Source organism: Telluria sp. AC161, from assembly GCF_979258535.1.
Genome location: NZ_OZ409861.1, coordinates 1,161,066 through 1,187,427, shown reverse-complemented (window position 1 = coordinate 1,187,427; position 26,362 = coordinate 1,161,066). Strand labels below are relative to the sequence as shown.

The following is a 26,362-nucleotide window of genomic DNA, read 5'->3' as shown; positions in this document are numbered from 1 at the left end:
AACGCCCATGCCCATCTCCCCCGCCATCCCGTCGGCCGACGCCCAGCTGCCGGCCACCCGCCGCGACATCGCGCCACTGCTGCTGGTGCCGGCGCTGATGCTGGTCACCCTGCCGCTGGTGGGCAGCTGGTCCACCTGGGTCACTCTCACCGTCGCGGGCCTCGCGATGGGCATGATGATCTTCATCATGGCCAGCGGGCTGACCCTCGTATTCGGGCTGATGAACGTGATCAATTTCGGCCATGGCGCGTTCATCGCGGTCGGCGCGTTTTCCGCCACGCTCGTGCTGCTGCCGCTGCGCCGCTGGCTCGAGATGGATTCCCTGCCCGCCAACCTGGCTGTGCTGGCGCTGGCGATCGTGGTGGCGATGCTTGTTACGGCGCTGCTCGGCTGGGCCTTCGAGCGGCTGCTCATCCAGCCCGTCTACGGCCAGCACCTCAAGCAGATCCTGGTCACGATGGGCGGCATGATCGTGGCCGAACAGCTGATCCACGTTGCCTGGGGCGCCGGGACGATCGCCGTGCCGCTGCCCACGGCCCTGCGCGGTGCATTCCTGCTGGGCGACGCGGCCATCGACAAGTACCGCCTGGTGGCGGTGGCAGTGGGACTGGTGGTGTTCGTCGCGATGTACCTGATCCTGAACCGCACGAAGATCGGCCTGCTGGTACGCGCCGGTGTCGAACATGGCGAGATGGTCGAAGCGCTCGGCTACCGCATCCGGCGCCTGTTCGTGCTGGTGTTCGCGGCCGGCGCGGGCCTGGCCGGTCTGGGCGGCGTGATGTGGGGTCTGTACAAGGAGACGCTGACGGCGGCGATGGGCGGCGAGATCATGGTGATGCTGTTTATCGTCATCATCATCGGCGGCCTGGGATCGGTCGGCGGCTGCTTCATCGGCGCGCTGCTCATCGCCCTGGTGGCCAACTACACGAGCTTTCTGGCGCCCGGGATCGCGCTGGTGTCGGGCATCGTCCTGATGATCTCGGTCCTGCTGTGGCGGCCCGCCGGGCTGTATGCGACGGGACGGGGCTGACCATGCTGCAGCAACTGTTATCGGGCGACCTGCCGCGCAGCCGCAGCCTGACGGCGCTGCTGGTCGTGATCCTGCTCGGGCTCGCGCTGGCGCCGTTCCTGACCTCCGGTGCGCGGCCGCTCAACACGGCAGCCACGATCTGCGTCTACATCGTGCTGGTGGCGTCCTACGACCTGCTGCTGGGTTACACAGGCATCGTTTCGTTCGCTCACACGATGTTCTATGGAATCGGGGCGTATGGCATCGGGCTGGCGCTGGCGCGCGTCGATGAGCCGACCTGGGGCGTCGCCATGACGGGCCTTGGCCTGGCGCTGCTGCTTGCGCTCGCCCTGGCGCTCGTGGTGGGGCTGTTCGCGCTGCGCGTGCAAGCCATCTTCTACGCGATGATCACGCTGGCCGTGGCCTCGTCGTTTGCCGTGCTGGCGTCGCAACTGTCCGATTTCACCGGTGGCGAGGATGGCGTCACGTTCAGCGTGCCGCACGTGCTTTCTCCTGCCTATCGGCTGGTCGAGCACGAGGTGTTCGGCCGTCATCTCGATGGCCGGGTGCTGACCTATTACGTCGTGTTCTTCGGCTGCCTGCTGCTGTTCCTGTTCCTGCTGCGGCTGGTCAATTCGCCGTTCGGGCGGGTACTGCAGGCGATCCGCGAAAACGCATTTCGCGCCGAAGCCCTTGGGTATCGCACGATGGTGTACCGGATCTGGGCCAATGTCCTGGCGGCGCTGACGGCAAGCCTGGCCGGCGCCCTGATGGCGCTGTGGCTGCGCTACGTCGGTCCGAAGACGTCGCTCGGCTTCGATGTCATGACCGACATCCTGCTGATCGTCGTGATCGGCGGGATGGGCACGATGTATGGCGCGGTCGTGGGCGCGACGCTGTTCATCCTGGCCCAGAACTATCTGAAGGAGTGGATGGCTCACGGCAGCGCCGCACTGGACGGCGTGCCGCTGCTGGCCGCCGCCCTGCACCCGGATCGCTGGATGCTGTGGCTGGGGCTGCTGTTCATCCTGTCCATTTACTGGTTTCCGGTCGGGATCGTTGGCAAGCTGCGGCTGCGGGCGTGGCTGGCGCAGCGACCGACGCGCTCTTGAAGCAATAGGTAGGGTGGACGGGTTTCCCGTCCACGCGTTCAACCCGACGTCGCATGCGACGGAGCGGGGTTGGTTTGGACGCGTGGACGGCAGAGCCGTCCACCCTACGACCTCGGCGACTTTTTTTGGTTCCCCCTCCCCCTTTGCGTCGGGCCGGGCACGTGACCCGACAGCCCCAACGCACCGCAATACCGCGGCGCCCGCCGTTTCTATGATGAAGCCTCGATCCACGACGCGACGCCTCATCATGCAACGACTCAATTACATGCTCGCCACACCAGAGAGCCCAGCCGCCTGCGCGCCGCACACCACCCAGGCAGCCGGAACCGAGGTACTCAGCGAAGATTTCGGCACCCTGGCCGATGCCCCCGGCTGGGTCCGCATCAACCGCAGCATCCCGATAGGCGCGCCATGGTGCCAGGGCAATCCCGAAGTCTTCCCGGCCCAGGCCGGCGCACCGGGCGCGTACGCCGCCGCGAGCTGCCGCAGCGCCGCTCACAGCGCTGGCCGCGTCGACAACTGGCTGATCACGCCGACATTGACGCTCGGCGGCCTCACCACGCTGTCATTCTTCACCAGCCGGGAACGCGTCGACGGCTTCGACGACCTGCTCGAAGTGCGCTACGGCAGCGGCCGCGGCAGCGACACCGATGCAGCGTCGTTCGACACGCTGCTGTCCAGCATCGGCGGCGCCGCCGACTTCCCCGCACAATGGCAGCCATGGCACCTCGACCTGACGGTGGACGGCACAGGCCGCTTCGCGTTTCGCTACCTGGGCGATGCGGCCAGGCTGAGCCATGTCGGGCTCGACACGCTGCGCGTGGTCACGCGCCTGCCGGAACCCACCAGCCGGCTGCTGCTGGCCGATGGCCTGGGCGTGCTCGGCCTGCTGCGCCGCCACGAGCGCCACTGACGTAAAAAAGCCGGCGGTCCTCACGGACCGCCGGCTTTCGGATATTGCCTGCGCGCTGGCTTATGCCTGGGCGCCCTTGTTGAACGCTGCCACGCCGGCAACGATCTCGGCCTTGGCTTCATCGATGCCAGCCCAGCCTTCAATCTTGACCCATTTGCCGGCTTCCAGATCCTTGTAGTGCTCGAAGAAGTGCTGGATCTGCTTCAGGCGCAGCTCTTCCACGTCGTCCAGCGACTGGATTTTCTTGTACATCGGCAGCACTTTTTCGATCGGCACTGCGATGACTTTGGCGTCGCCGCCGCCGTCGTCGGTCATCTTCAGCACGCCCAGCGCGCGGCAACGGACCACGACGCCTGGTGGCAGCGGGAACGGGGTGATGACCAGCACGTCGCATGGATCGCCGTCGTCGGCGATGGTTTGCGGCACGTAGCCGTAGTTGCACGGATAGTGCATGGCCGTACCCATGAAACGATCGACGAAGATCGCGCCCGTGTCCTTGTCGACTTCATACTTGACCGGATCGGAGTTCATCGGGATTTCAATGATGACGTTGAAGTCGTTCGGCACGTCTTTGCCGGCTGGGACGTTGTTCAGGCTCATGATGGGATCCTTGGTTGCTAAAGAGTCAAAATTAGTCCGCCATTATAGCGAAAGGCACGCGTTACAACACAGTCGCCAGTGCGCACTGCCGGTAATGCTTGGCGGCCAGCTCGTCCTGCCCCAGCGCTTCATGCATCTGGGCCAGTTTCAGATGCGCTTCGCGCACCATCGCCGCTTCGGTCGCGTCCGACAGGGCTTGCTCCAGATAGCGCTGGGCCTTGCCCCACAGCTTCTGTTTCAGGCACAGCGTGCCAAGCGTGAGCGCCAGTTCGGCGTCCTGCGGCCGTTCACGGCGCCAGGTTTCGCAGGCTTCGATCTGGGCCAGCAGCGATGGCGAACCGGCCGGGCTGGCCGCATCGCGGTAGGCACGCACGACGCGCTCGTCCCAGTTGGCCTTGAGCGACTCTTCGGCGATCGCGCGCGCTTCGTCGTGCAGGCCGCGCGCATTGAAGGCGCCGGCGGCGCGCGCCGCGACGTACGGCACCGTGCGGTCTTGCGGGGGCACCGTGGCCCAGGTCCAGCGGATCGATTCGGCGTCGTGGTCTTCGCCGCCCAGCAGCGCTTCGTAGGCCATTTCGCGCAGGCGCCGGGCCAGGGCCGGATGCAGCGCGTTGCGCTTGTCGAGAATGCGCACCAGGCGCAGCACCTCGGGCCAGTTGCGCGCCTGCTGGTTGGCCTTCATCGCCCATTGCAGCGCGTGGATGTGGCGCTGGCCGCTGGCATTGAGTTCGGCCACTGCTTCAAGCGCCGCCTCGGGGCGGTGGTCGTCGACCAGCAGTTCGGTCAGCGTCATCAGGCGCGCCGTCTTGAGCGTGGTGTCATGCGAGATGCCGGCCAGCCAGGCGTCGCGCCGCGCCGGTTCGCGCATGCGGTGCGCGGCGCGCGCGCCGATCAGCGCTGCCAGGCCCGTGTTCTCGGGCAGGTCGGCAGCGCGCATCGCGGCTTTTTCGGCGTGGCCGAAGCGACCTTCGAACAGTGCCTTGAGCGCGTCGCGCAAGCCCTTGTTGCCATCGCGCTCGCGGCGGCGCTGGCGGTACGCCGCCACCCGCTGTGGCATGCGCGCCGTCGCATAGAAGGTGCGCACCAGCACGTACAGCGTGGCGAACAGCAGCATCAGCACGACGACGAACAGATTGAGCGACATGTCGATCCGGTGCGGCGGATAGAACAGCACCACATTGCCCGGATTGAAGCGCGCCGTCACCGCGATGCCGATGGCTGCGGCCATCAGCGTAACCAGCCAGATGAGTAAGCGCATGGTTATTGCTTCGCTTTGTAGTTGCGCACCGCGCCCAGGCTCTCGGCCAGCGTCGGCAATTCGATCGTCAGGTCATTGGCCTGCACCTGGCGCAGTGCTGCCTGGGCCGATTGCGTCGTGCGGGCGCGCGTGTCGAAGTACTTGGCCAGCATGGTCTGGGCCGTGGCCAGGTCGTCGCGGAACGTGGCTTCGTTACGCGACAACAGGGCCAGGCGCGCATTGAGCAGGCGCAGTTTCAGGTTTTCGCGCACAAAGAACGACTCGCTCGGCGACAGCATCAGCGCTTCGGGATCGTCGACGCTGCGCACGCGGATCAGCTGGCGCACGTCGTCCCACATCTCCTGGCTCCACATGCTCCAGGTCTGCAGCAGGCGCTGGCCCACGCCGAGCGACTCGGGTGGCACGGCCGGCGCGGCATTCTTGGCCGGCGCGGCCGCGGCTGCGGCCTCGAGCCGGCGCGTCGTGCGCACCGGGGCCACCGGCAGCAGCGGCTTTTCATCGGCCAGCATCGGCAGCGTCTCGACCTGGACGATCACATTGTCCAGACGCAGCGCGACACCGGCAAGATCGACGGCCGGCAAGGCCTTGAGCCGGTCGATGTCGGCCGCGATTGCGCGGCGGATGGTCAGGAATTGCGGGGCGTTCGAGCTCGAGACTGCGCGGTCGGCGTTCTGCAGCGCGATCAGGGCGCCCTGCACATTGCCGGCCAGTTGCAGCTGCTGGCTCGCGGTCGCGAGCACCTGCTCGATTTCGGACAGCGCCCATTCGTCACGGTTCTGCGAAAGATCCTTGTAGAGCTGCTCGAGCGCGACCTGCTGGCTCTGCGCTTCGCTCTGGCGGCTTTCCAGCACGCCGACCTTGATCTGCAGCTCTTTCGACTGGTCGGCCACGTCGCGCGCGAGCGCCGCCGTCTCGGCATTGACCGCATTGCCCTTCTGCAGGCTGCGCGCCATGTCCTGACGCAGCGAATTGATGCGGCTGTGCGACGAGAACGTCTGCACGGCCAGCAGCACGGCCAGCGCGATGACGGCCAGCGGCAACGGCCGCGCCACGCGATCAAACAGGCCGCGCGCGGCCGGACCGCTCATGCGCGGCGCAGCAGGCGGCACCTGCGTCTCCTCCGGCTTGGCAAGGCTGGGGGCGGGCACGCTGGCCTGGGGCTGGTCTGGGTTGTTCGGCAATTCGTTCATTCTTGTGATTGTAACGCTGCTAATAGGCGTGCATCGCCGGAACCGGTGAGGCGCACGTGTTCCAGGCCCAGATCGCGGGCCGTCTGTGCAATCCGCGCATGGGGCACGATCAGGCGCTGCTGCTGTAATCGCGCCATCAGCGCATCGTCGTCGATGGCTTGCACCAGCCCGGCCAGGCCACGCAGGGCTTCCGAGCTCGTGATTATCCAGTCGTTTGGCTGCGCCAGCAAGGCGCGCAATCGTGTGGCCAGTTCCGCCGTCAATACCGGCGTCGCGCGGCGATACGCGGCCACCGGCTCGACCCGGGCACCAGCGGCGCGCAAGGCCTCGGCCAGCAGCTCGCGGCCACCGTCGCCACGCACGATCAGCACCCTTTTGCCGGCGTACGCCGCCAGGTCGAGGCGCTGCAGCAAGTGCTCGGAATCGCTGTGCGCGCTGTCAGCCGGGCTGAAAATCGTACACGCGTCACCCGTCAGGCCGTGGCGCGCCAGCGCCGCGCGGCTGCCGTCGCCGACGATCGCCACCGGCACGCCCACTGGCCAGGCGTCGATGTGCGCGAACGCGGCGTCGATGGCATTGGGCGAGACGAACGCCACCAGCGCAAACCGGTCGAGCTCAGCCAGCGCCGCGCGCAGCGGCGCAGCATCGTCGACCGGGCTGATCTCGAGCAGCGGCAGCAGCACGGCCGTGCGGCCGCTGGCGGACACCGCCTGGGCCAGTGCATCGGCCTGCGCGCGCGGGCGCGTGACGACGACGACGCGCGCCGTCTCAGGCAGGTCAGGCATCCTGGTTTGCAGCGGCATCGAGACGGCACGCCGCCAGGATCGCATTCGCATCCTGCTGGGCCAGCAACTCGGACACCTGCTCGCCCAGATATTCGGGCTGCTCGACCGGGCCGCTCACTTCGGCGTGCGCGCTGCGCTTGCCGTCCGGCGTGGCGACCATCGCGCGCAGGCGCAGTTGGCCGCCCTGCACGGTGGCGAACGCCGCCAGCGGGATCTGGCAGCTGCCGCCAAAGATGCGCGAGACCTTGCGCTCGGCCAGCACGGCGCTGGCCGTGTCGTCGTGGTTCAGCGGTGCCAGCACGGCGCGCAGGTCGACGCCGTCGCTGCGCGCGCTGCTCAGGATCTCGATCGCCATCGCGCCCTGCCCGGCCGCCGGCAAGCTCATTTCGGGTTCGAGCAAAGCGCGGATGCGCTGCGGCAGGCCGAGGCGCTTGAGGCCCGCGGCGGCCAGGATGATGGCGGCATATTCGCCCCGATCGAGCTTGCCCAGCCGCGTATCGAGATTACCGCGCAGCGGCAGGATGACCAGGTGCGGATAGCGCGCCGCAATCAGCGACTGGCGGCGCAGGCTGCTGGTGCCGACGATGGCGCCAGCCGGTAGCGCATCGAGGCTGGCGTAATCGTTTGACACGAACGCGTCGCGCGGGTCTTCGCGTTCGAGCACGGCGGTCAGCTCGAAGCCTTCGGGCAGCTCCATCGGCACGTCCTTGAGCGAGTGCACGGCCAGGTCGGCGCGGCCTTCGGCCATCGCGACTTCGAGCTCCTTGACGAACAGGCCCTTGCCGCCGACGGCCGACAGCGTGCGGTCGAGAATCTGGTCGCCCCGTGTCGTCATGCCGAGAATCTCGACGCGGCACTGTGGATATAATGCGACGAGCCGGTCGCGTACGTGCTCCGCCTGCCACATGGCCAGGCGGCTCTCGCGGGATGCGATAATGAGTTTTGACGGCATCGTTGGCGCCACTGGCGCCGAAGTACCCTGCTGAATAGCTGCTAACACACGAATTCTTTCACTGTCATTGGGCCGATCCGGCCGATGCCGGTAACCGCTCCCTGCATAAGATCACAAATTTTATCATGGGGGCCTCTTGCAGACCGTGGCCAACCGCCCTCGCACAACGCTTACTTGTGGTCGATATGAACAATCCTGCTCTCCCTGACGTATCCACCGGCGCCGACAAGGACGCGCCGCTCAAAGAAGACATCCGCCTGCTTGGCCGCCTGCTGGGCGACGTATTGCGCGACCAGGAAGGCGCCGAGGTCTTCGACCTGGTCGAAACCATCCGCCAGACCGCCGTGCGCTTCAGGCGCGACGACGATCCCGACGCCAGCAAGGAACTCACGACGATGCTGCACGGGCTCACGCGCGACCAGACCATTTCGGTCGTGCGCGCGTTCTCGTATTTTTCGCACCTGGCCAATATCGCCGAAGACCAGCACCACAACCGCCGTCGCCGCGCGCACCTGCTGGGCGGCTCGGCGCCGCGTGCCGGCAGCATCGGCTACGCGCTGGACAAGCTCGCTGGCGCCGGCATCGGCCGCGACGAAGTGCAGGCATTCTTCAACGAGGCGCTGATTTCGCCCGTACTGACGGCGCACCCGACCGAGGTACAGCGCAAAAGCATCCTGGACGCCGAACACGATATCGCCCGCCTGCTGGCCGAGCGCGACACGCCGCTCACGCCGCGCGAGCGCCAGCGCAACGAGCAGATGCTGCATGCGCGCATCGCCACGCTGTGGCAGACGCGCATGCTGCGCTACTCGAAGCTGACGGTGGCCGACGAAATTGACAACGCGCTGTCCTACTACCGCATCACGTTCCTGCGCGAACTGCCGGCGCTGTACGACGACATCGAGTTCGAGATCGCCGAACAATACGGGCCTGACGACGGTGCACCAGATGATGCGCCCAAACCGCACGCATCGTACCTGCAGATGGGCAGCTGGATCGGCGGCGACCGTGACGGCAACCCGAACGTCAACGCCGACACGATGCGCCACGCGCTGACGCGCCAGTCGACGACGATCCTCGACTTCTATCTCGATGAAGTGCATGCGCTGGGCGCCGAACTGTCGGCCTCCACGCTGCTGGTGGACGTCACGCCGGCGCTGGAGCTGCTGGCCCAGAACTCGCCCGACGCCTCGCCGCACCGCAGCGATGAGCCTTACCGGCGCGCACTGATCGGCATCTATGCACGCCTGGCCGCCACCGCGCGCGAACTGGGCGTGGGCCACATCCTGCGCAAGGAAGTCGGCCACGCCGCGCCCTACCTCGACCCCGAACTGTTTGCGGCCGACCTCGAAACACTGGCTGACTCGCTGCGCCAGAACCACGGCGCGATGCTGACGATGCCACGCCTGGCCGGCTTGCTGCGCGCGGCGCGCATCTTCGGCTTTCACCTGGCCTCGCTCGACATGCGCCAGAGCTCGGACATCCACGAGCGCGTGCTGGCCGAACTGCTGGCCCGCGCTGGCGTCGAGGCTGACTACGCTGCGCTCGACGAAGACGCGAAGGTTGCGCTGCTGCTGCGCGAACTCGACAGCGCCCGGCCATTGATTTCGCCATGGGACACCTACGGCGAAGAAACGACGTCCGAGCTGGCGATCCTGCGCTGCGCGCGCGAGATCCGCCTGCGCTACGGCCCGCGCGCGATCCGCAACTACATCATCTCGCACACCGAGACGGTGTCCGACCTGCTCGAAGTGCTGCTGCTGCAAAAAGAAACCGGGCTGCTGCGCGCCAGCAGCACGACCGGCGAAGTGATGGTGATTCCGCTGTTCGAAACCATCCCCGACCTGCAACGCGCGGCGGGCATCATGGATGCCTGGATGGCGCTGCCGTTCGTCGCCAGCGTGATCGCAAAACAGGGCCACCTGCAGGAAGTCATGCTGGGCTACTCCGACTCCAACAAGGATGGTGGTTTCCTGACATCGAACTGGGAGCTGTATCAGGCCGAGCTGAAGCTGGTCGAGGTGTTCGCGCAGCAGAAGGTCAAGCTGCGCCTGTTCCACGGCCGCGGCGGCACGGTTGGCCGTGGCGGTGGGCCGAGCTACGATGCGATCCGCGCCCAGCCGCCGGGCACCGTCAATGGCCAGATCCGCCTGACCGAACAGGGCGAAATCATCGCGTCCAAGTTCTCGAATGCCGAAATCGGCCGGCGCAACCTGGAGCTGCTGGTCTCGGCCACGCTGGAAGCGAGCCTGACGCCCAACACCGCAAGCGAAGCGCAGACCGGTCGCCTGCACCGCTTCGAGTCGGTGATGGCCGAGCTGTCCAACCGCGCCTACAAGGCCTATCGTGACCTGGTCTACGACACGCCCGGCTTTACCGACTACTTCTTTGCGGCCACGCCGATCGCCGAGATCGCCGAGCTGAACCTCGGTTCGCGTCCCGCTTCGCGCAAGTCGACCCGCCGCATCGAAGATCTGCGCGCGATTCCGTGGGGCTTCTCGTGGGGCCAGTGCCGCCTGCTGCTGCCGGGCTGGTTCGGGTTTGCGTCGGCGGTCCATGGCTGGCTTGGTGACGGTGAGCGCGAGGCGAAACTGGCCGAGCTGCGCACGATGTTCCAGGAGTGGCCGTTCTTTGCCACGCTGCTGTCGAACATGGACATGGTGCTGGCCAAGACCGATCTGCCGATCGCCCGGCGTTATGCCGAACTGGTGGCCGATGTCGAACTGCGCGAGCGGATCTTCAAGCGCATCACAGCCGAACACGCGCTCACGCTGACCATCCTGGAAGACATCACCGGCACGGGCGAGCGCCTGCAGGGCAATCCGCTGCTCGCGCGTTCGATCCAGAACCGGTTTGCCTACCTGGACCCGCTGAATCACCTGCAGGTAGAGCTGATCGGCCGGCACCGGGCACTGGCGCTCGATCCGGCGAGCCAGGTCGATGCGCGCGTGCACCGGGGCATCCACCTGTCGATCAACGGCGTTGCGGCCGGTCTGCGCAATACGGGCTAACGGTTTAGGCCAGCTGCAACACGCCGGTCTGCCGGCGCCGTTCCACCGGCGCCAGCTGTACCGGCGCCGCCTGCCCCAGCTTGAAATTCCCGACCAGCGCACTGAGGTTGGCGGTCTGCTCCTGCATCGAGGCCGCCGCGGCGGCGGCCTGCTCGACGAGCGCAGCATTCTGCTGCGTGACGGCGTCGATTTCCCCGATCGCGCTGTTGACCTGCGCGATGCCCTGTCCCTGCCGCTGGCTGGCAGTCGCAATCTCGGCCACGATATCGGTCACGCGCCGCACGCTGGCCACGATCTCGTCCATCGTGCCGCCGGCCGCCGCAACGAGGGAGATCCCGTTGTCGGCGTGCCGCACCGACTCGTCGATGAGCACCTTGATTTCGCCGGCCGCCGCATTGGCGCGCTGGGCCAGGTTGCGTACCTCGGACGCCACCACGGCAAAACCGCGCCCCTGCTCGCCAGCGCGCGCCGCCTCCACCGCTGCGTTGAGCGCCAGGATATTGGTCTGGAACGCGATCGATTCGATCGTGCCGGTGATGTCGACGATACGGCGCGACGACGTGTGGATCGCGCCCATCGTGTCGACCACGCGCGCCACCGCTTCGCCGCCCTTGACAGCCACCTGGGACGCCGATGCCGTCAGCGTGTTGGCCTGCAAGGCGCTGTCGGCATTCTGCTTGACCGTCGCCGCCAGTTCTTCGATCGATGCCGCCGTTTCCTCGAGCGCGCCGGCCTGCTGTTCGGTGCGGCGTGACAGGTCCAGGTTGCCGCTGGCGATTTCACCGGACGCCGTTTCAATGGCGTCGGTGCTGCCGCGCACCTGGCTGACCACCCCGTGCAGATTGGCGCGCATGCGCTGCAGCGCCACCTTCAGGCGCCCGGTTTCGGTCCGGTCGTCGGCGTTGCAGTCGAGCGTGGCGCCAAGGTCGCCGTCGGCGATGCGGCCGGCGAACGCCACCGCTTCCTCAAGCGGGCGCCGGATGGCGCGTGCAGACAGCTGGCCCACGACCACCATCAGCATCACGGAGATCACGGACGCCAGCAGCAGCAGGCGTTCGGAGCGCTCGACCAGTGCGTGGCCGCCAACGCGTGTGGCCTCGGCGCTGCCCCCGATGGTGTCGCTCAGTTCGCCCATGCTCGTTTCGAGCTTGCGGAAATGCCCCATGAAATCCGCCTGCGCCTGGCGCGCCGCGACCGGGTCGGTGAACGCCAGGTCGATCATCCGCGCCACGCTCTTGAGGTAAGCGTCGACGTCGGCGCGCACGGCAGGAATGGCGCTTTGCAGCGCCGCGTCGGGATGCTCCTTGGCCAGCGTGTCGATCAAACCGGCCAGCGTGGCCGCGTGCTGCGCATGGTCGCGCCGGACGTCGGCCTGCTTGCCTGCACCATCCGGTCCGGCAATCAGCGCGGCCAGTACATCGGCGCGCAGAGCGTCGTGCGCCATGTCGGCCTGGAGTTGTTGCTTCAGCGCGTTGCCGTTGACGGTGATGGCGTTCATCGCCGTTTCGAGCGACAGCATTGCGCTATAGGCGATGCAGGCCACCACGGCAGCCAGAAAGACCGCTGCCAGGTTCGATAGAAACAGCCGGTGCCGGATGGTCAGATTCATCGTGATTTCTCCCTACAGTTTGAACGATAGTCCGACCGTGAGCGCGGCATCGGGCGTGCGCCGGTTCAGGCCCAGCGCGAGCATGGTGTCGAGCTGGCAGCGGTCCGACAGCAGCCACGCCATGCCCGTATCGAACGTGGCCACGGTGCCGCCGTTGGCGCTGCGGGCGATCTGCGGGGCCGCCACTTCGACGAACGCGCGCCAGGTCGGCGTCAGCTCCTTGCCAAGCACCACGCCGAGGATGCCGTAGCCATAGCGCTTGCCATCCTCGGTGCGCTCACGGCCGATGCCAGGCATCACGCCCAGCGACAGGTCGCCCGGCAATTCCCATTCAGCGGCCACGCGCAGCGACGGGCGCACGCCCTGGCCGCGCCAGGTCCGCGATCCGCTGTCCAGGTCGGCATGCAGCAGCACGCCGACCGAAGGCCGGCCCGGCGCCTCATCCTGCACGTGCCACTTCACGCCGAGCGCGGTGTCAGCGTAGCCGGCTGAGGTGCCCTCGCCGCCGGCATGCTGGACCGTACGGCCGTCGGTCTCGAGCCGCAGTTCGAGCACGTCGCCCACGCCATAGCGCAGCAGCGTGGGCATGCTGTAGGTCCGCGCGCGGACGCCATCGGACTTGTCCCGCTCGGCCAGCACACTGGTCTCGATCTGGAACCGGCCACGGCCGACCACATTGCTGGACTCGACGAAATCGGGCCGGTCGGTAACGATCCCGTCATCGCCAGCGACAGCGGACAGCGGGGCCAGCAGCGCGAGGCTGGCGAGACAGGATTTGGCAAGGCGTGGGTATTGGGTGGAAGGCATGTTGCGGTCTTTCAAGGAAGGAAATCAAGGCCTGAAGTGCAGGTCAAGTATTGCAAAAATCGGCGGACGTAGAACATCTGTCCGAATTTATTTCTGCTGTTCAATAAAACGTGTGTATTGACAACCACGGTTTACTTGGGAGAGTGACAAAGAATCGTGTCCGGCGCATGTCGATGATTTATTCTGGAAGGTGGCGCGTACATGGCGTCGACCGCCGGTGACAGGCCAGCACAAAAAAAGCCGCCCGGTGCGAACCGGGCGGCTTTTTCACGTCGAGACTGCCGACGCTGCATGACGAATTACTGGTTGTGCAAGAAGGTCTTGAGCTTGTCCGAGCGCGATGGCTGGCGCAGTTTGCTCATTGCCTTGGCTTCGATCTGACGAATCCGCTCGCGGGTCACGTCGAACTGCTTGCCCACTTCTTCCAGCGTGTGGTCGTTCGACATTTCGACGCCGTAACGCATGCGCAGCACCTTGGCTTCGCGCGGCGTCAGCGAGTCCAGCACTTCCTTGATCACGTTGCGCATCGAGGCGTGCAGCGCGGCGTCCAGCGGGGCCAGCGTGGCGTTGTCTTCGATGAAGTCGCCCAGCTGCGAATCGCCGTCCTCGCCCATCGGCGTTTCCATCGAAATCGGCTCTTTCGCGATCTTCATGATCTCGCGAACCTTGTTCTCTGGCATTTCCATCTTCAGGGCCAGCGTCGGCAGATCCGGCTCGCTGCCCGTTTCCTGCATGATCTGGCGCGAGATGCGGTTCATCTTGTTGATCGTCTCGATCATGTGCACCGGCACGCGGATCGTGCGCGCCATGTCGGCGATCGAACGCGTGATCGCCTGGCGGATCCACCACGTCGCATACGTCGAGAACTTGTAGCCGCGACGGTACTCGAACTTGTCGACCGCTTTCAGCAGGCCGATATTGCCTTCCTGGATCAGATCCAGGAACTGCAGGCCGCGGTTGATGTATTTCTTGGCAATCGAGATCACCAGGCGCAGGTTGGCCACGGTCATTTCGCGCTTGGCCTGGCGTGCACGCTTTTCGCCCGCTGCCATCTGCTTGTTGATCTTGCGCAGGTCGGCCAGTGGCAGCGCCACGCGCGCCTGCAGGTCGATCATGCGCTGTTGCAGTTCCTTGATCGCCGGCAGGTTACGGCTCAGCACTGCGCTGTACGGATAGGCGCAGTCGACTTCGCGGTCGCCCCATTGCAGATCGGTTTCGTTGCCCGGGAAGACCTTGATGAAGTGCGCGCGCGGCATGCCGCAGCGGTTCACGCAGATGTCCAGCACGGCGCGCTCGATCGAACGCACTTCGTCCATCTGGCCACGCAGCGTGTCGCACAGCTTCTCGACGACCTTGGCGGTAAAGCGGATGCCCAGCAGCTCGTACGAGATGACGGCTTGCGCATCTTCGTATGCCGGCGAGCCATAGCCCTTGTTCTTGAACGCGTGGCCCATCAGGTCGAACTGCTGCTCGATCAGCGCGAATTTCTCGAGCGCGCTCTTCTTCAGTTGCGCGAGTTGCTCGGGCGAGTAGCCGGCGGCGGCGCCGCTGTTGACGTCGCCCTCTTCTTCTTCGACTTCTTCCTCTTCTTCTTCGTCATCCTCTTCGCTGATCGCAGCGGCGTGGGCGACCGAGGCAGCCGGTGCCGGGGTGTCGTTCATGTCGACGAAGCCATCGACCACGTCGTCGATTTTGAGTTCATCGTTGGCGATCTTGTGCGACAGCGCGATGATTTCCGAGATCGTCGTCGGGCAGGCCGAGATCGCCTGGACCATGTCCTTCAGGCCCTGCTCGATGCGCTTGGCGATTTCGATTTCGCCTTCGCGCGTCAGCAGCGACACGGCGCCCATTTCACGCATGTACATGCGAACCGGATCGGTCGTGCGGCCGAAGTCCGAGTCGGCGGTCGACAGCGCGGTCGCGGCAGCCGCTTCCACTTCGTCTTCGCTCGTCGGCGTCACGGCCTGGTCCGACAACAGCATCATTTCCGCTTCCGGTGCACGCTCGTAGACGGCGATGCCCATGTCGTTGAAGGTCGCGATGATGCCTTCGATCGCTTCCGGATCGATGATGTTTTCCGGCAAATGGTCGTTGATCTCGGCGTGGGTCAGGAAGCCCCGCTCCTTGCCCATATTGATCAGGTTCTTCAGCTGCTGGCGACGGCGCTCGAGTTCGGTTTCCGAGAAGCCTTCTTCCTTCAGCAGCGCAATGCCCTTGGCCTTGCGCTCACGCACTTTCGATGCGGCCTTCATTTCGGCGCGCTCGACAGCGTTCAGCGCCGCGACTTCGTCGTTCTCCGGCACGAATTCGCTTGGCTTGCGGCCACGGCGGCCAGGCACCTTCACCTGCGGCAGCAGGTAGCCCGACGTGTCGATCGCGGCCAGCGCAGCGGCGTCGGTGGTCTTGCTGACGGTGCCGACGGCATTGGTCTGGGCAACGGCGACGGAAGCCGGGCTGGCGTCGACGCGGCGCGCGGTGCGGGTGCGCACGACTTTCGGCGCTTCCTCGGCCACCGCGGCAGTCTCGGCAACGGCGGGGGCCACGGCCTCGGCTGGTGCAGCTTCGGCGGCGACGTCGCTTTCCGACTCGGCGTTTTTCAGTGCTGCCAGACGGCCGCGCTTGCGCACGATGACCGGTGGCGCGGCTGGCTTGGCCTGCGTTGGCATGTAGTCGTCGGCGGGATCGTGCGCGTCAAGCGCAGCGGCTGCGTTGTCGGCTGCAGTAGCGACAGGCTCAGGTGCGCTGACCTCGACGGGCGCGGCAGCTTCCACTGGCGCGGCGGCCACTGGCGCCACCGCTGCGGGTGCGGCTTCAGCGACGGCTGGGGCGGCAACCGGCTCGGCTGCGGGGCCACCGGCGGCCAGGATCGCGTCGGCCTGGGCTTTGAGCGTCGCCAGGCGCGAACGGGTCTTGACCACCGTGACCTTGGCCGCCGCTTCCGTTTCGAGGAAGTAGGAAGTGGCGGTTTTAGGCACTGCCAGCGGGGCCGATGCTTTGGCCGGGGCTTTTTTCGCTGTCAGTGTCAATGTCTTGGCGGTGTTTTTCATAGCTTAAAACTCTCCAGTCGAGGCGAGTAGCGCGCCTGCGAAGTCAATAATCCAGCTGGGCCCCGCGTACGGGACCTGGGAATGGGGAACGGAAGTGGCCCTACCTTAGGGCGGACATGCCAGACTTCAAGCTCGACCTGCCCTTCGGTGCGCGCGCCGGCGTAATATCGGGGCTGCGGGCAGGTGGCGTTGGTCGCTGTTCAAAATCGTGCTGTGCATGTCGGAACGAAAAAAAGCCCGCTAACACGGGCTTGCATCTATTTTTCTAGAAGAATAGGAGATGGGGCCATTACGCCCCAATGCAAGTTTTGGTGATCATTGCTCGATCCGGTGAGGGATCTGCACGTGTCACCGGGTGCATTGCCCCGGCATGATGACCTTCTTGCTGGTCTGCGCCGGCGCAAGCCGGACTCAAGGCAAGAGGCGGATCATACACGATTTCGCGTTTCAATGCTTCATCGCAGTGCGTCTTTCTCAACATTTATTAGTGGAACTAGTACAATGCGGCTTTTAGCGCCGTGCTATCCTTCGCAATCCTGTTCTTACCATGAAGTCAATGAATACCAATACCCCTGCAGAGTCCGTCGACACCACCGCCGCGCCAGCCACCCCGGATGCACAGCAGCCAACGCAGTCGCCAGCCGAGCCGGCAGCGCCAGCAGCCCCGGCTGCAGCCCCTGCCCCTGCTCCGGCGTCAGGCCAGTCGGCGCGCTCGCTGCTCAAGCAACTCCAGCAGGAGTATCCCGCCTTCCGTGACTGCCTGCCACTGTCGATCGGTATCGACAAGCAGTTGCAGGCACGCATGCCGGGCCTGGACAAGAAAACGATGCGCGCCGCCCTCGGCATCCACACCGGCTCGATGCGCTACCTGCGCGCGATGGAAAAAGCCAAGGTTCGCTTTGACCTCGACGGTACCGCCGGCGCCGAAGTGCCTGAGGCGCACCGCCTGCACGCGAAAGAGCAGCTGCAGCAGCGCTTCAAGAAAGAAGCCGACCGCAAGAAGGCCGAGCGCGACGCCGCCCTCGAAGAAGAAAACAACCGCAAGCGCCAGGAAAAACTGCAGGCGCTGGCGTCCAAGTTCTCGAAGACTTGAATTCGGGCGACGCCTTGAAAGACGCGGCAGCAGAAGGCATGCAAGCCGGCTCGCAAGCTGGTCTGCCACCCGAGCTGCCCGCCTACATCGGCATCGACCCTGCCCATGTGCGGCTGGTACGGTCCGACGCCGACGCGCAGCAGGCGCTCGCGGCGCTGCTCGCGGCCGACGTCATCGGCTTCGACACCGAATCCAAGCCAACGTTCGCCAAGGGCGAAGTCTCGACCGGGCCGCACTTGGTGCAGCTGGCCACCGACGAGTTCGCTTTTCTGTTCCAGACCGCCACGCCGGCTGGCAACGCCCTCGCCTTCACCGTGCTGGAACCGGTGCTGGCCTCTGGCAGCATCCTCAAGGTGGGTTTCGGCCTGGGTGACGACGTCAAGCGGCTGAAGTCCAAGTTCGGCATCGAGCTGCGCCACGTGCTCGATCTGTCGACGGCGCTGCGCCGGCGCGGTGAAAAGAATCCGCTGGGCGCAAAGAGCGCCGTGGAACGCTTCTTCGGCCAGCGCCTGCAAAAATCCAAGCGCATCACGACCACCAACTGGTCGCTGCCACACCTGTCGGACAAGCAGCTGCAGTACGCGGCCGACGATGCGCATGCGGCGCTGCGGATCTACCGGCGCTGGAAGACCGAAATCCCGGCAGTGTAAATCCCGCGCGGCGTTCAATATTCGCGCTATCATCGTCAGCGTCCATGCTGCCGGTGAATCCATGCCATCTCGACGCTTCCGTTGGCCCGCTGCCGCGCTTCTCTGCACGCTCCTGTGCACCATCGCGCTCGTGGCCAACGCCGCGCCCCAACCCGTTCCCGACACCCTCACCCAGCGCCTGCTCGCCTGCGCCACCTGCCACGCGCGCGTCGATGCGCGCGGCAATCCCGTCAACGACAGCTTCTATCCGCGCATCGGCGGCAAGCCGGCCGGCTACCTGTACCACCAGCTGCGCAACTTCCAGGACGGTCGGCGCCACTATCCCGTGATGACGTACCTCACCGAGCACCTGCCCGACGCCTACCTGCGCGAAATCGCCGCGCACTTTGCCGCGCAAGCGCCGACCGTGCTGCCGCCCACGCCGGTCAACCTGTCGCCCGCGCAGCGTTACCGGGGCCGGCAACTGGTGCACGAGGGCGACCCGGGACGTGGCATCCCGGCCTGCATCGCCTGCCACGACGCGCGCCTGACCGGCGTGCAGCCCGCGATCCCGGGCCTGCTTGGCCTGCCGCGCGATTACATCAACGCGCAGTTCGGCGCCTGGCGCAACGGCGTGCGGCGCGCCCATGCACCCGATTGCATGGGCCAGGTGGCCGCGCGCCTGTCGCCCGACGATGTCGCCGCCGTCTCGGGCTGGCTGGCAGCGCAGCCAATGCCGGTCGACCCAAAGCCCGCTGATGCCATCGCACGGCCGCTGCCCATACTCTGCGGTAGCGCGCCATGATGAAGACCGTGCGCATCGTCCTGCTGGCGGTGGTCGCCGCCGTCGGCGTCGCAATCGCCCTGGCATGGCCACGCGCCGACTTCGTGCCGGCCAGTTCGCCCGCCGCCTGGGCATCCACGCCCGCCAACATCGCGCGCGGCGCGTATCTGGCGCGGGCCGGCGACTGCATCGCCTGCCACACGGCGCGTGGCGGCGTGGCGTATGGGGGCGGCCGTCCGCTCGATACGCCATTCGGGCGCTTTTACGGCCCGAACCTCACGCCCGACCGTGACACCGGCATCGGCGCCTGGAGCGCCGACGACTTCTGGAATGCGCTGCACAATGGCATCGCACCAAGCGGCCGCCTGCTGTATCCGGCCTTCCCCTACACGAACTACACGAAGGTCACGCGCGCCGATGCGGATGCGCTGTTTGCGTACTTTCGCAGCCTGCCGCCGCAGCGCCAGGCGAACCGGCCGCACGATATCCGCTTCCCGTACGACCAGCAGGCGTTACTGGCCGGCTGGCGCCTGCTGTACTTCCGGCCTGCCCAATATGCCGCGCAAGCGGCGCGCAGCGCCAGCTGGAACCGGGGCGCCTACCTCGTCGAAGGTCTGGGCCACTGCAGCGCCTGCCACAGCACCCGCAACAGCCTGGGCGCGGCGGATGGGGCGCTGGCTGGCGGCATGATCCCGACCCTCGGCTGGTATGCCCCATCGCTGACGGCCAACCACGAGGCGGGCCTGGGTGACTGGCGCGAGGCGGATATCGTGGCGTTGCTGGGTACCGGCATCTCGCCGCGCGGCGCGGCGACCGGGCCGATGGCCGAAGTGGTGGCACGCAGCCTGCAGTACCTGACACCGGACGATCTGGGCGCGATGGCGGGCTACCTGAAGTCGCTCGCCGCCACGCCCGTGAGCGCGCAGCCGACGCCGGCATTGCTGCCTGCCGCTGAACAGGTACTGGCCGAAGGTGGCCGGATCTACGGGGCGCAGTGCGCGGCATGTCATGGCGACGATGGCAAGGGACGCATGCCGGCCTACCCGCCGCTGGCCGGCAACCGCGCCGTGACCATGACGCCGGCCGTGAACGCCATCCGGATGACGGTCAACGGCGGCTTCCCGCCCGGCACGCGCGGCAACCCACGGCCGTACGGGATGCCGCCGTTCGGGCATGAACTCGACGATGCGCAGGTAGCGGCGGTGCTGACCTGGGTCCGGGCCAGCTGGGGCAATGCCGGCGCGCCGGTGACGGCGACCGAGGTCAATCGCTACCGGGCGGTGTCACTGGACTGAGTCGCGGACGACTCACACCATATCGGCAAACGCCACCCGATCGGTGGTGGCGTTGCGTGCATCTTCGACCCGCACCTTGTGCGACGCCAGCAACCCTTCGAGCGACGCATTCATCGTGTGGCAGCCGGCATCGATACCGCGATTCATGTGCGCGCGGATGCTGCCCAGGTCCCCTGCTTCGAGCATGCGCACGACGGCCGGACTGGGGGTCAGGCATTCGGTGGCCAGGTGATAGCGGTTGCCTTCGACAGACGGCAGCAGCGCCTGGCACAGCACGCCGCGCAGCGCGTGCGCCAGCGCTTGTGCCTGCGCGTCCGTGTTGCCCAGCAGGCGCAGAATTTTTTGCAGGCCCAGCTCGGTCGAGCGCGCATGCAGCGACGCCAGCACCAGCGGGCCGGATTCGGCCAGCGCCAGTGCTTCCTGCGCCGTCTCGGCGTCGCGGATCTCGCCGATGACGATCACGTCCGGGCGCTCGCGCAGCGCATCCAGCGCGCCCAGGTAATAACTGTCGACGTCGCCGTCCTCGCCCACTTCGCGCTGCGTGATGATGCACTTGCGCTGCGGGATCAGCGTTTCGACCGGGTCTTCGATGGTGATGATGTGGCCCGAGCGGTGGCGGTTGATCTCGTCGAGGATCGACGCGATCGTCGTCGACTTGCCCTGGCAGGTGTCGCCGATGATCAGGACCAGGCCACTGGTCAGGCTCGCGAATTCGCGCTCGTCGTCCCACAGGCCCAGGTCGGCCAGCGGGATCGGCTCTTTCGGAAAGCGGCGGATCACGCAGCCAATCCGCTTGCCGCCCTGGAAGCGGAAGCAGTTGGCGCGGATGCGCGCCGTGTGCAGGTCAATGGAGCGGTCGAACGCACGCGAAGCGATGCGCTGCGTCCAGTTCGGCTCGATGACGTCGAAGAATTCTTCCAGCTCTTCCTTGGTGATCGGCGAATCGGTCACGGCCACCAGGCCCTTTGGCTGGCGCAGCATCAAGGGGCTGTTCTGGTGGATGATGATGTCCGAAAACACCAGCTTCGAGTTCAGCAGATGCAAAATCTGCTGGACCAGCGTTTCGAATACCGGATGGTCTTCGTTCTCGATATACGACAGGGTGGGAATCTGCGAGGACTGGTGATGTTCCATCTGGCCGATGCTGGTAAAAGATCAAGTGTCGACCATTATAGAACTCAAATATTGCAGAAAAGAAAAAAATCTTCAGCGTGACATACTAGCAACAATGCGCTCGCCGAACACCGTGATCGTCACCCCGACCACGACCACCAGCGCACCAGCAATGCGCACGCCGGACACCTTGCGCGTCGCCATATTGATCAGGCCAAAATGATCGATCGCCATCGAGCTGAGCAGTTGCCCGGCGATCACCAGCACGATCAGGCTGAGCAGCCCGATGCGCGGCGCGAGGAACACGGTCCCGAACACGAATGCCGCACCGAGAAAGCCGCCCAGGAATTTCCAGGCCGGCTGCGACGGCAACGCTGCCAGCGTCGCGCCCAGGCCACCGACGCCGCTCTTGGCCAGCGCCACCGCCAGCAACACCGCCGTACCGCAGCTGAACGACACCAGCGCCGCCATCATCGAATTGGCCCCGATCGAATGGGCCAGCTGGCTGTTGATCGCCGCCTGCACCGACATGGCCATGCCCACACAGAAGGCCATCGCCAATAAAATCACGTTCATCGCACTACTCCGTTGCAAAAAGCGCACTATCTTAGTGCATCTTGCGTGGGCGTGCTGGATCGTCGGAGCGCGCGGCTTAATCCGCACAGTTGCATTTCACACCACGGCGCGCGCAGTCTGTCGCAAACGGCTCGGCAGCACGGGGCCGTCCTGCCAGGATGTGCAGCATTCCCACCGCCTTTCAAGGAGCCCCACCATGTCGCGTCACGCCTATTCCACCCCTGCCCTGCGCGCCCTGATGCTCGCCGCCGTCCTCGCCTGCAGCGTAGCGCCCCCTGCGGCCATGGCCTGGCCATTCGGCAGCGAACAAGTCGAAGGCAATGGCAACATCACGCGCCAGGCGCGCAAAGTCGAGTCGTTCAATGGCATCGCGCTGGGTTTGCCGGGCCGGCTGGAACTGCGTACTGGCAACGTCGACAGCGTCACGGTCGAGACCGACGACAATCTGCAGGCCCTGGTCGAGACGCGCGTCGAAGACGGCATGCTGCGCATCCGTCCCGCCAAGCGCAACCTGAACCTGCGCACCCGCAATCTCAAGATTGTCGTGACGGCGCGCCAGATCGAGCGCCTGTCGCTGGGCGGCTCGGGCACCATCGATGCGGATGTCCTGCGTGGCAAGCGCCTGGACCTGGACGTCGGCGGCTCGGGCAAGATCCAGATCGCGCGTCTCGAAGCCGACACGGTCTCCGCCAGCGTGGCCGGCAGCGGCGACCTGCGCGCCGATGGCGGCGCCGTACGCGAACTGTCGGTGTCGATCGGTGGTTCAGGCGATGTCGACCTGGGCAAGATCGCCGCCGATTCGGCGCGCGTGAGCATCGCCGGATCCGGCGACGCGACAGTGTGGGCAAAGAATGACCTGCGCGCGAGCATCGCCGGGTCGGGCGATGTCGGCTATTACGGCGATCCCAAGGTGAGCCGCAGCGTGGCGGGCTCGGGAGAAGTGCGGCGCATCGGCAACGCGCCGCGCTGATGGTGCAGTGAGCCGCTGCGCTCAGCGGCTCAGCAGATCAGTGACCGGCGTGGCCCGCGTGCGCATCCTGCGCTGCCGGCTTGCCACTGTGCGTCAGCGGCATGACGGGCAGCGACACTTTCACTTCCTGACGCTTGGCGGCGGCGTCCTGCACCACCAGGGTCAGCTCGACGTTCTCGCCTTCCTTCAGCTGGCGCTTCAGGTCCAGCAGCATCACGTGGTAGCCACCCGAGGCCAGCACGACCGGCTTGCCGGCCGGCAGATCGATGCCCTTCACCTGACGCATGCGCATCACCTGGCCTTCCATCGCCATCTCGTGGATCTCGGCGCGGCCAGCCACCGGCGTACGCACTTCGAGCAGGCGCGCAGGCGTGGCCGATTGCAGCTGCATGAAGGCGCCCGTGCTTTTCTGGGCAGGCACGGTGGCGCGTACCCAGGGTTCGGTGACGGTGACCTGGGCCAGCGCGGAGACGGAAAACAGGCCCGCGGCAAGCGCGGCGATCAGGTGACGGGTCATGGCAATCCTTGGCTAGTTGATGTCAGTGAAAAACACAATCTTACACTGCGCCGCGCAAGGCTTCACGCTCGACCAGCACGGTGTCGGTGCCGTCGGTCAGCCACACCTGGCCATCCTGGATCGTGCACTGCAGCGCCATTGAGCGCGACGCCATTTTCTCGAGCTGGGCGCTGATCTCGGCCGGGATGTTGATCACGCTGACGTTCTTGGCGCGCTCGATCTTGTTGGCGATGCCCTTGAACCAGATGCTGCTCGTTGCGCTGTAGCTGTAGACGATTACTTTCTCGGCGCGGCCGGCTGCTTTCAGCAGGCGCTTTTCGTCGGGCTGGCCCACTTCGATCCACAGGTCGATGGCGCCGGTGAGGTCCTTGAGCCACAGGGCCGGCTCGTCGACGTCGAACAGGTCTTTCGTAAACGCGAGCGCCGGATCGGCGTGCAGCGCGTAGGCCAGCACGCGGATCATCACGCGCTCCTCGGTCTCGGACGGATGCCGGGCGATCGTCAGGCTGTGTTCCTGGTAATAGTTGCGGTCCATGTCGGCAATCGACAGGTCAGCCTTGTAGATGGTCGCTTTGATAGCCATTGGTGCGGTGCTTTGAACGGGATTGATCGGTAGAGGAACCCGCTATTGTCGCATGCGCAGCGCGCGCCGGGCGACGGCGCGGTATAGACTTCCTGGCACAGATCATTCATCCAGCCAGGGAGACCCGCATGACCGACACCTTTCCACCCAATCAGCAATTCCTGCTCGCTGCCCGCCCGGTCGGGCTGCCGCAGGCCCACGACTGGCAACTGCACGAACAGCCGGTGCCGGCGCCCGCCGAGGGCGAGATCGTGGTCAAAGTGCTGTACCTCTCGCTCGACCCGGCCATGCGCGGCTGGATGAACGAAGGCAAATCGTATATCCGCCCGGTCGCCATCGGCGAAGTCATGCGCGCCGGCGGGCTGGGCGTCGTGGTGGCGTCGCGCTCGCCGCGCTTTGCGGTGGGCGACCATGTCGCCGGCGGCACCGGCGTGCAGCGCTACTGGTCCGGCCCGGCCGATGACAAGAACGCCGGCTTCGTCAAAATCGATCCACGCATCGGCAACCTGACTGCGTGGCTCAACCTGCTCGGCATGCCTGGCATGACGGCGTACTTCGGCCTGCGCGAGGTCGGCCAGGCCAAGGCCGGCGACACGGTCGTGGTCTCGGGCGCGGCCGGCGCCGTCGGCATGACCGTGGGCCAGGTCGCCAAGCGCATGGGCTGCCGCGTGGTCGGCATTGCGGGCGGCGCCGAAAAATGCCGCTTCGTCGTCGAGCAACTGGGCTTTGATGCCTGCATCGACTACAAGGCCGGTGGCCTGCATGCGGCGCTCAAACAGCATTGCCCGCAGGGCGTGGACGTCTATTTCGACAATGTCGGCGGCGACATCCTCGACGCCGTCCTCACGCGCATCAACATGAAGGCGCGGATCGTGATCTGCGGGGCGATTTCGCAATACAACGCCACCGCGCCCGTCAAGGGCCCGGCGAACTACCTGGCGTTGCTGGTGAACCGCGCGCGGATGGAAGGCATGGTGGTGTTCGACTATGCCTCGCGCTACCACGAGGCCGTGGCCGAACTGGGCGCATGGCTGGCGGCGGGCGAGATCGCCAGTCACGAGCACGTGGTCGACGGCTTCGAGCAATTCCCGCAGGCGCTCCTGATGCTGTTTGAAGGGCGCAATCTGGGCAAGCTGGTACTCAAGGTGGCCGACGCCTAGTCGCACCGATACCGTCTCTGGCCGCGCTCTGGCGTGAAAACGGCGGAACTAACGCTCACCACGTTTCTCTAAACACGAGAGCGCAACCTGTGTGCGCTCGTGGCATCGGGCACGACCTCTTCCACTGACAGCCCCACGGGCACAAGGAGATCGACATGGCGACGAGCAAAGAGAACGGCAGCAAAGAGACGGCGACCGGCAGTGCCCAGAAGAGCGGGCAACCGGCCAAGCGGGGTTTCGCGGCAATGGACCAGAACCAGCAACGTGAAATCGCCAGCAAGGGTGGCCAGGCGGCGCATCAAAAAGGGACGGCGCACGAATTCGATTCCGAAGAAGCGCGCCGCGCCGGCCAGAAAGGCGGCGAAGCCGTCAGCCGCAACCGCGCGCACATGGCCGACATCGGCCGCAAGGGTGGCGAAAGCCGGCAGTCGGCGCAGCGCGCGGCGGCAGCGGCCATGGCCGACAAAGGCAATCGCCAGAGCAGCAAGGACAGCTAGGGAAGCACTGATTTATTCTGGGGGATGGAATTGGCTTTGAAAAAGTCAGCCTGCAAGGCGCAAAATCGAAGCAATAGCGGGCTATTGCGAGAATTTGCAACGCCGCAGGGTGGCTCTTTTCAGCGCCAAGTCCGCCGCCATGAATTAATCAGTGCTTCCCTGGCCCTGGCAGCGTCGTTCCCAGACGGTGCGGGAACGACGCTTTTCTGCGGCGTCGGCTGTATCGGCTGCCCCGGTCGCAGTTGGCTGCTCTGTTGGCTGCTCTATTACCCGCCAGGCACGGTGCCACCCCCTGTGGTACATTGCGCGGCTTATGCACACCCTGAAATACCTGACAGCCTACCCCGAGCAACTGCGCACGCAGGTCAGCGGCCTGATCGCGCAAGACCGTCTTGGCGACACGCTGCGCCAGCGCTATCCGGCGCCGCACGGCATCCGCACCGACCGCGCCCTGTACGACTACGTCCAGGACCTGAAGGACGAATACCTGCGCCAGGCGGCGCCGGTCTCGAAGGTCGCCTTCGACAGCAAGATCCAGGTGGTCCAGCATGCACTGGGCCTGCACACGGCCATCTCGCGCGTCCAGGGCGGACGCCTCAAGGCCAAGCACGAGATTCGCATCGCCAGCCTGTTCCGTGATGCGCCGCTGCCATTCCTGCGCATGATTGCCGTGCACGAACTGGCGCACCTGAAAGAAAAAGAACACGACAAGGCGTTCTACAAGCTGTGCTGCTGGATGGAGCCGGCCTATCACCAGCTGGAATTCGATGTGCGGCTGTATCTGACGTGGCTCGATCTGGCGGGCGCACGCCTGTGGAACGCCGAACCGGCACCGCTTCCGCGTTGATGTTA

24 protein-coding genes are annotated in these 26,362 nt (G+C 65.9%); 12 read left to right on the top strand and 12 right to left on the bottom strand.

The window, feature by feature from the left end; genetic code table 11:
- Positions 1 to 7: 7 nt before the first annotated feature.
- From ACZ0AJ_RS05340 to ACZ0AJ_RS05330, 3 genes are all read left to right on the top strand, one after another.
- Complete coding sequence (locus ACZ0AJ_RS05340; protein ID WP_499453024.1) at positions 8 to 1,030, top strand: branched-chain amino acid ABC transporter permease; 1,023 nt, start codon at positions 8 to 10, stop codon at positions 1,028 to 1,030.
- A 2-nt stretch (positions 1,031 to 1,032) separates the two neighbouring features.
- Positions 1,033 to 2,121: a branched-chain amino acid ABC transporter permease gene (locus ACZ0AJ_RS05335; protein ID WP_499453023.1), complete on the top strand. Its 1,089-nt coding sequence runs from the start codon at positions 1,033 to 1,035 to the stop codon at positions 2,119 to 2,121.
- 247 nt (positions 2,122 to 2,368) lie between these two features.
- Positions 2,369 to 3,034 carry a choice-of-anchor J domain-containing protein gene (locus ACZ0AJ_RS05330; RefSeq protein WP_499453022.1) on the top strand — a complete coding sequence of 222 codons (666 nt, stop codon included), beginning with the start codon at positions 2,369 to 2,371 and terminating at the stop codon, positions 3,032 to 3,034.
- A 60-nt stretch (positions 3,035 to 3,094) separates the two neighbouring features.
- Here ACZ0AJ_RS05330 and ppa read toward each other — a convergent pair whose 3' ends face one another.
- From ppa to hemC, 5 genes are all read right to left on the bottom strand, one after another.
- Positions 3,095 to 3,634 carry an inorganic diphosphatase gene (gene ppa / locus ACZ0AJ_RS05325; RefSeq protein WP_258837489.1) on the bottom strand — a complete coding sequence of 180 codons (540 nt, stop codon included), beginning with the start codon at positions 3,632 to 3,634 and terminating at the stop codon, positions 3,095 to 3,097.
- Positions 3,635 to 3,695: 61 nt separating this feature from the next.
- Entirely contained in the window at positions 3,696 to 4,892 is a 1,197-nt protein-coding gene (locus tag ACZ0AJ_RS05320) for a heme biosynthesis protein HemY (protein WP_183550809.1), read from the bottom strand.
- 2 nt (positions 4,893 to 4,894) lie between these two features.
- A complete protein-coding gene (locus ACZ0AJ_RS05315; protein WP_499453021.1) occupies positions 4,895 to 6,082 on the bottom strand; it encodes a uroporphyrinogen-III C-methyltransferase in 1,188 nt (395 codons plus the stop codon).
- Positions 6,079 to 6,867: a uroporphyrinogen-III synthase gene (locus tag ACZ0AJ_RS05310; protein ID WP_499453020.1), complete on the bottom strand. Its 789-nt coding sequence runs from the start codon at positions 6,865 to 6,867 to the stop codon at positions 6,079 to 6,081. Before ACZ0AJ_RS05310 ends, ACZ0AJ_RS05315 begins: the two co-directional genes overlap by 4 nt.
- Positions 6,860 to 7,819 (bottom strand): hydroxymethylbilane synthase, encoded by a 960-nt coding sequence (gene hemC, locus ACZ0AJ_RS05305; protein WP_332529931.1) that lies wholly within the window; start codon positions 7,817 to 7,819, stop codon positions 6,860 to 6,862. Before hemC ends, ACZ0AJ_RS05310 begins: the two co-directional genes overlap by 8 nt.
- Positions 7,820 to 8,004: 185 nt before the next feature.
- On the opposite strand from hemC, the gene ppc reads away from it, so the two are divergent.
- The gene (gene ppc, locus ACZ0AJ_RS05300) at positions 8,005 to 10,830 is read left to right on the top strand and encodes a phosphoenolpyruvate carboxylase (protein ID WP_499453019.1); all 2,826 of its coding nucleotides are present in this window, start codon (positions 8,005 to 8,007) and stop codon (positions 10,828 to 10,830) included.
- A gap of 4 nt (positions 10,831 to 10,834) precedes the next feature.
- Here ppc and ACZ0AJ_RS05295 read toward each other — a convergent pair whose 3' ends face one another.
- The 3 genes from ACZ0AJ_RS05295 to rpoD all read right to left on the bottom strand — a co-directional run bounded on the left by ACZ0AJ_RS05295 (position 10,835) and on the right by rpoD (position 16,293).
- Positions 10,835 to 12,439, bottom strand: a complete 1,605-nt coding sequence (locus ACZ0AJ_RS05295; RefSeq protein ID WP_499453018.1) for a methyl-accepting chemotaxis protein — start codon at positions 12,437 to 12,439, stop codon at positions 10,835 to 10,837.
- A 12-nt stretch (positions 12,440 to 12,451) separates the two neighbouring features.
- Positions 12,452 to 13,246, bottom strand: coding sequence for a transporter (locus ACZ0AJ_RS05290; RefSeq protein ID WP_499453017.1), 795 nt, complete (start codon positions 13,244 to 13,246; stop codon positions 12,452 to 12,454).
- Between the two features lie 299 nt (positions 13,247 to 13,545).
- Positions 13,546 to 16,293 (bottom strand): RNA polymerase sigma factor RpoD, encoded by a 2,748-nt coding sequence (gene rpoD, locus ACZ0AJ_RS05285; protein WP_499454105.1) that lies wholly within the window; start codon positions 16,291 to 16,293, stop codon positions 13,546 to 13,548.
- A gap of 556 nt (positions 16,294 to 16,849) precedes the next feature.
- Here rpoD and ACZ0AJ_RS05280 point away from each other — a divergent pair.
- From ACZ0AJ_RS05280 to ACZ0AJ_RS05265, 4 genes are all read left to right on the top strand, one after another.
- The gene (locus ACZ0AJ_RS05280; RefSeq protein ID WP_499454103.1) at positions 16,850 to 17,386 is read left to right on the top strand and encodes a ProQ/FINO family protein; all 537 of its coding nucleotides are present in this window, start codon (positions 16,850 to 16,852) and stop codon (positions 17,384 to 17,386) included.
- A gap of 38 nt (positions 17,387 to 17,424) precedes the next feature.
- Positions 17,425 to 18,036 carry a 3'-5' exonuclease gene (locus ACZ0AJ_RS05275; RefSeq protein ID WP_499454101.1) on the top strand — a complete coding sequence of 204 codons (612 nt, stop codon included), beginning with the start codon at positions 17,425 to 17,427 and terminating at the stop codon, positions 18,034 to 18,036.
- 61 nt (positions 18,037 to 18,097) lie between these two features.
- Complete coding sequence (locus ACZ0AJ_RS05270; protein ID WP_499453015.1) at positions 18,098 to 18,820, top strand: c-type cytochrome; 723 nt, start codon at positions 18,098 to 18,100, stop codon at positions 18,818 to 18,820.
- Positions 18,820 to 20,094 carry a cytochrome c gene (locus ACZ0AJ_RS05265; RefSeq protein ID WP_499456730.1) on the top strand — a complete coding sequence of 425 codons (1,275 nt, stop codon included), beginning with the start codon at positions 18,820 to 18,822 and terminating at the stop codon, positions 20,092 to 20,094. Before ACZ0AJ_RS05270 ends, ACZ0AJ_RS05265 begins: the two co-directional genes overlap by 1 nt.
- A gap of 12 nt (positions 20,095 to 20,106) precedes the next feature.
- Here the strand turns inward: ACZ0AJ_RS05265 and ACZ0AJ_RS05260 are convergent, their stop codons facing one another.
- Both ACZ0AJ_RS05260 and ACZ0AJ_RS05255 read right to left on the bottom strand, forming a co-directional pair.
- Complete coding sequence (locus tag ACZ0AJ_RS05260) at positions 20,107 to 21,228, bottom strand: type IV pilus twitching motility protein PilT (RefSeq protein ID WP_499453014.1); 1,122 nt, start codon at positions 21,226 to 21,228, stop codon at positions 20,107 to 20,109.
- Between the two features lie 72 nt (positions 21,229 to 21,300).
- Positions 21,301 to 21,783, bottom strand: a complete 483-nt coding sequence (locus tag ACZ0AJ_RS05255; RefSeq protein WP_499453013.1) for a DMT family transporter — start codon at positions 21,781 to 21,783, stop codon at positions 21,301 to 21,303.
- A 196-nt stretch (positions 21,784 to 21,979) separates the two neighbouring features.
- Between ACZ0AJ_RS05255 and ACZ0AJ_RS05250 the strand changes: the two genes are divergently transcribed.
- Positions 21,980 to 22,753, top strand: a complete 774-nt coding sequence (locus ACZ0AJ_RS05250; protein WP_499453012.1) for a head GIN domain-containing protein — start codon at positions 21,980 to 21,982, stop codon at positions 22,751 to 22,753.
- 37 nt (positions 22,754 to 22,790) lie between these two features.
- Here the strand turns inward: ACZ0AJ_RS05250 and ACZ0AJ_RS05245 are convergent, their stop codons facing one another.
- Entirely contained in the window at positions 22,791 to 23,270 is a 480-nt protein-coding gene (locus ACZ0AJ_RS05245) for a copper chaperone PCu(A)C (protein ID WP_499453011.1), read from the bottom strand.
- Between the two features lie 40 nt (positions 23,271 to 23,310).
- Positions 23,311 to 23,853, bottom strand: a complete 543-nt coding sequence (locus ACZ0AJ_RS05240; RefSeq protein ID WP_183550773.1) for a YaeQ family protein — start codon at positions 23,851 to 23,853, stop codon at positions 23,311 to 23,313.
- A 128-nt stretch (positions 23,854 to 23,981) separates the two neighbouring features.
- Between ACZ0AJ_RS05240 and ACZ0AJ_RS05235 the strand changes: the two genes are divergently transcribed.
- From ACZ0AJ_RS05235 to ACZ0AJ_RS05225, 3 genes are all read left to right on the top strand, one after another.
- The gene (locus ACZ0AJ_RS05235) at positions 23,982 to 25,013 is read left to right on the top strand and encodes an NADP-dependent oxidoreductase (RefSeq protein WP_499453010.1); all 1,032 of its coding nucleotides are present in this window, start codon (positions 23,982 to 23,984) and stop codon (positions 25,011 to 25,013) included.
- 155 nt (positions 25,014 to 25,168) lie between these two features.
- Positions 25,169 to 25,510 carry a KGG domain-containing protein gene (locus ACZ0AJ_RS05230; RefSeq protein ID WP_183550767.1) on the top strand — a complete coding sequence of 114 codons (342 nt, stop codon included), beginning with the start codon at positions 25,169 to 25,171 and terminating at the stop codon, positions 25,508 to 25,510.
- A 313-nt stretch (positions 25,511 to 25,823) separates the two neighbouring features.
- On the top strand, positions 25,824 to 26,357 hold the full coding sequence (locus ACZ0AJ_RS05225) for a M48 family metallopeptidase (RefSeq protein ID WP_183550764.1): 534 nt from the start codon (positions 25,824 to 25,826) through the stop codon (positions 26,355 to 26,357).
- Positions 26,358 to 26,362 lie beyond the last annotated feature (5 nt).

Coding starts and splice junctions, on each gene's coding strand:
- ACZ0AJ_RS05340 (WP_499453024.1), top strand. CDS start 8: ATGCCCATCTCCCCCGCCATCCCGTCGGCCGACGCCCAGCTGCCGGCC.
- ACZ0AJ_RS05335 (WP_499453023.1), top strand. CDS start 1,033: ATGCTGCAGCAACTGTTATCGGGCGACCTGCCGCGCAGCCGCAGCCTG.
- ACZ0AJ_RS05330 (WP_499453022.1), top strand. CDS start 2,369: ATGCAACGACTCAATTACATGCTCGCCACACCAGAGAGCCCAGCCGCC.
- ppa (WP_258837489.1), bottom strand. CDS start 3,634: ATGAGCCTGAACAACGTCCCAGCCGGCAAAGACGTGCCGAACGACTTC.
- ACZ0AJ_RS05320 (WP_183550809.1), bottom strand. CDS start 4,892: ATGCGCTTACTCATCTGGCTGGTTACGCTGATGGCCGCAGCCATCGGC.
- ACZ0AJ_RS05315 (WP_499453021.1), bottom strand. CDS start 6,082: ATGAACGAATTGCCGAACAACCCAGACCAGCCCCAGGCCAGCGTGCCC.
- ACZ0AJ_RS05310 (WP_499453020.1), bottom strand. CDS start 6,867: ATGCCTGACCTGCCTGAGACGGCGCGCGTCGTCGTCGTCACGCGCCCG.
- hemC (WP_332529931.1), bottom strand. CDS start 7,819: ATGCCGTCAAAACTCATTATCGCATCCCGCGAGAGCCGCCTGGCCATG.
- ppc (WP_499453019.1), top strand. CDS start 8,005: ATGAACAATCCTGCTCTCCCTGACGTATCCACCGGCGCCGACAAGGAC.
- ACZ0AJ_RS05295 (WP_499453018.1), bottom strand. CDS start 12,439: ATGAATCTGACCATCCGGCACCGGCTGTTTCTATCGAACCTGGCAGCG.
- ACZ0AJ_RS05290 (WP_499453017.1), bottom strand. CDS start 13,246: ATGCCTTCCACCCAATACCCACGCCTTGCCAAATCCTGTCTCGCCAGC.
- rpoD (WP_499454105.1), bottom strand. CDS start 16,293: ATGAAAAACACCGCCAAGACATTGACACTGACAGCGAAAAAAGCCCCG.
- ACZ0AJ_RS05280 (WP_499454103.1), top strand. CDS start 16,850: ATGAATACCAATACCCCTGCAGAGTCCGTCGACACCACCGCCGCGCCA.
- ACZ0AJ_RS05275 (WP_499454101.1), top strand. CDS start 17,425: ATGCAAGCCGGCTCGCAAGCTGGTCTGCCACCCGAGCTGCCCGCCTAC.
- ACZ0AJ_RS05270 (WP_499453015.1), top strand. CDS start 18,098: ATGCCATCTCGACGCTTCCGTTGGCCCGCTGCCGCGCTTCTCTGCACG.
- ACZ0AJ_RS05265 (WP_499456730.1), top strand. CDS start 18,820: ATGAAGACCGTGCGCATCGTCCTGCTGGCGGTGGTCGCCGCCGTCGGC.
- ACZ0AJ_RS05260 (WP_499453014.1), bottom strand. CDS start 21,228: ATGGAACATCACCAGTCCTCGCAGATTCCCACCCTGTCGTATATCGAG.
- ACZ0AJ_RS05255 (WP_499453013.1), bottom strand. CDS start 21,783: ATGAACGTGATTTTATTGGCGATGGCCTTCTGTGTGGGCATGGCCATG.
- ACZ0AJ_RS05250 (WP_499453012.1), top strand. CDS start 21,980: ATGTCGCGTCACGCCTATTCCACCCCTGCCCTGCGCGCCCTGATGCTC.
- ACZ0AJ_RS05245 (WP_499453011.1), bottom strand. CDS start 23,270: ATGACCCGTCACCTGATCGCCGCGCTTGCCGCGGGCCTGTTTTCCGTC.
- ACZ0AJ_RS05240 (WP_183550773.1), bottom strand. CDS start 23,853: ATGGCTATCAAAGCGACCATCTACAAGGCTGACCTGTCGATTGCCGAC.
- ACZ0AJ_RS05235 (WP_499453010.1), top strand. CDS start 23,982: ATGACCGACACCTTTCCACCCAATCAGCAATTCCTGCTCGCTGCCCGC.
- ACZ0AJ_RS05230 (WP_183550767.1), top strand. CDS start 25,169: ATGGCGACGAGCAAAGAGAACGGCAGCAAAGAGACGGCGACCGGCAGT.
- ACZ0AJ_RS05225 (WP_183550764.1), top strand. CDS start 25,824: ATGCACACCCTGAAATACCTGACAGCCTACCCCGAGCAACTGCGCACG.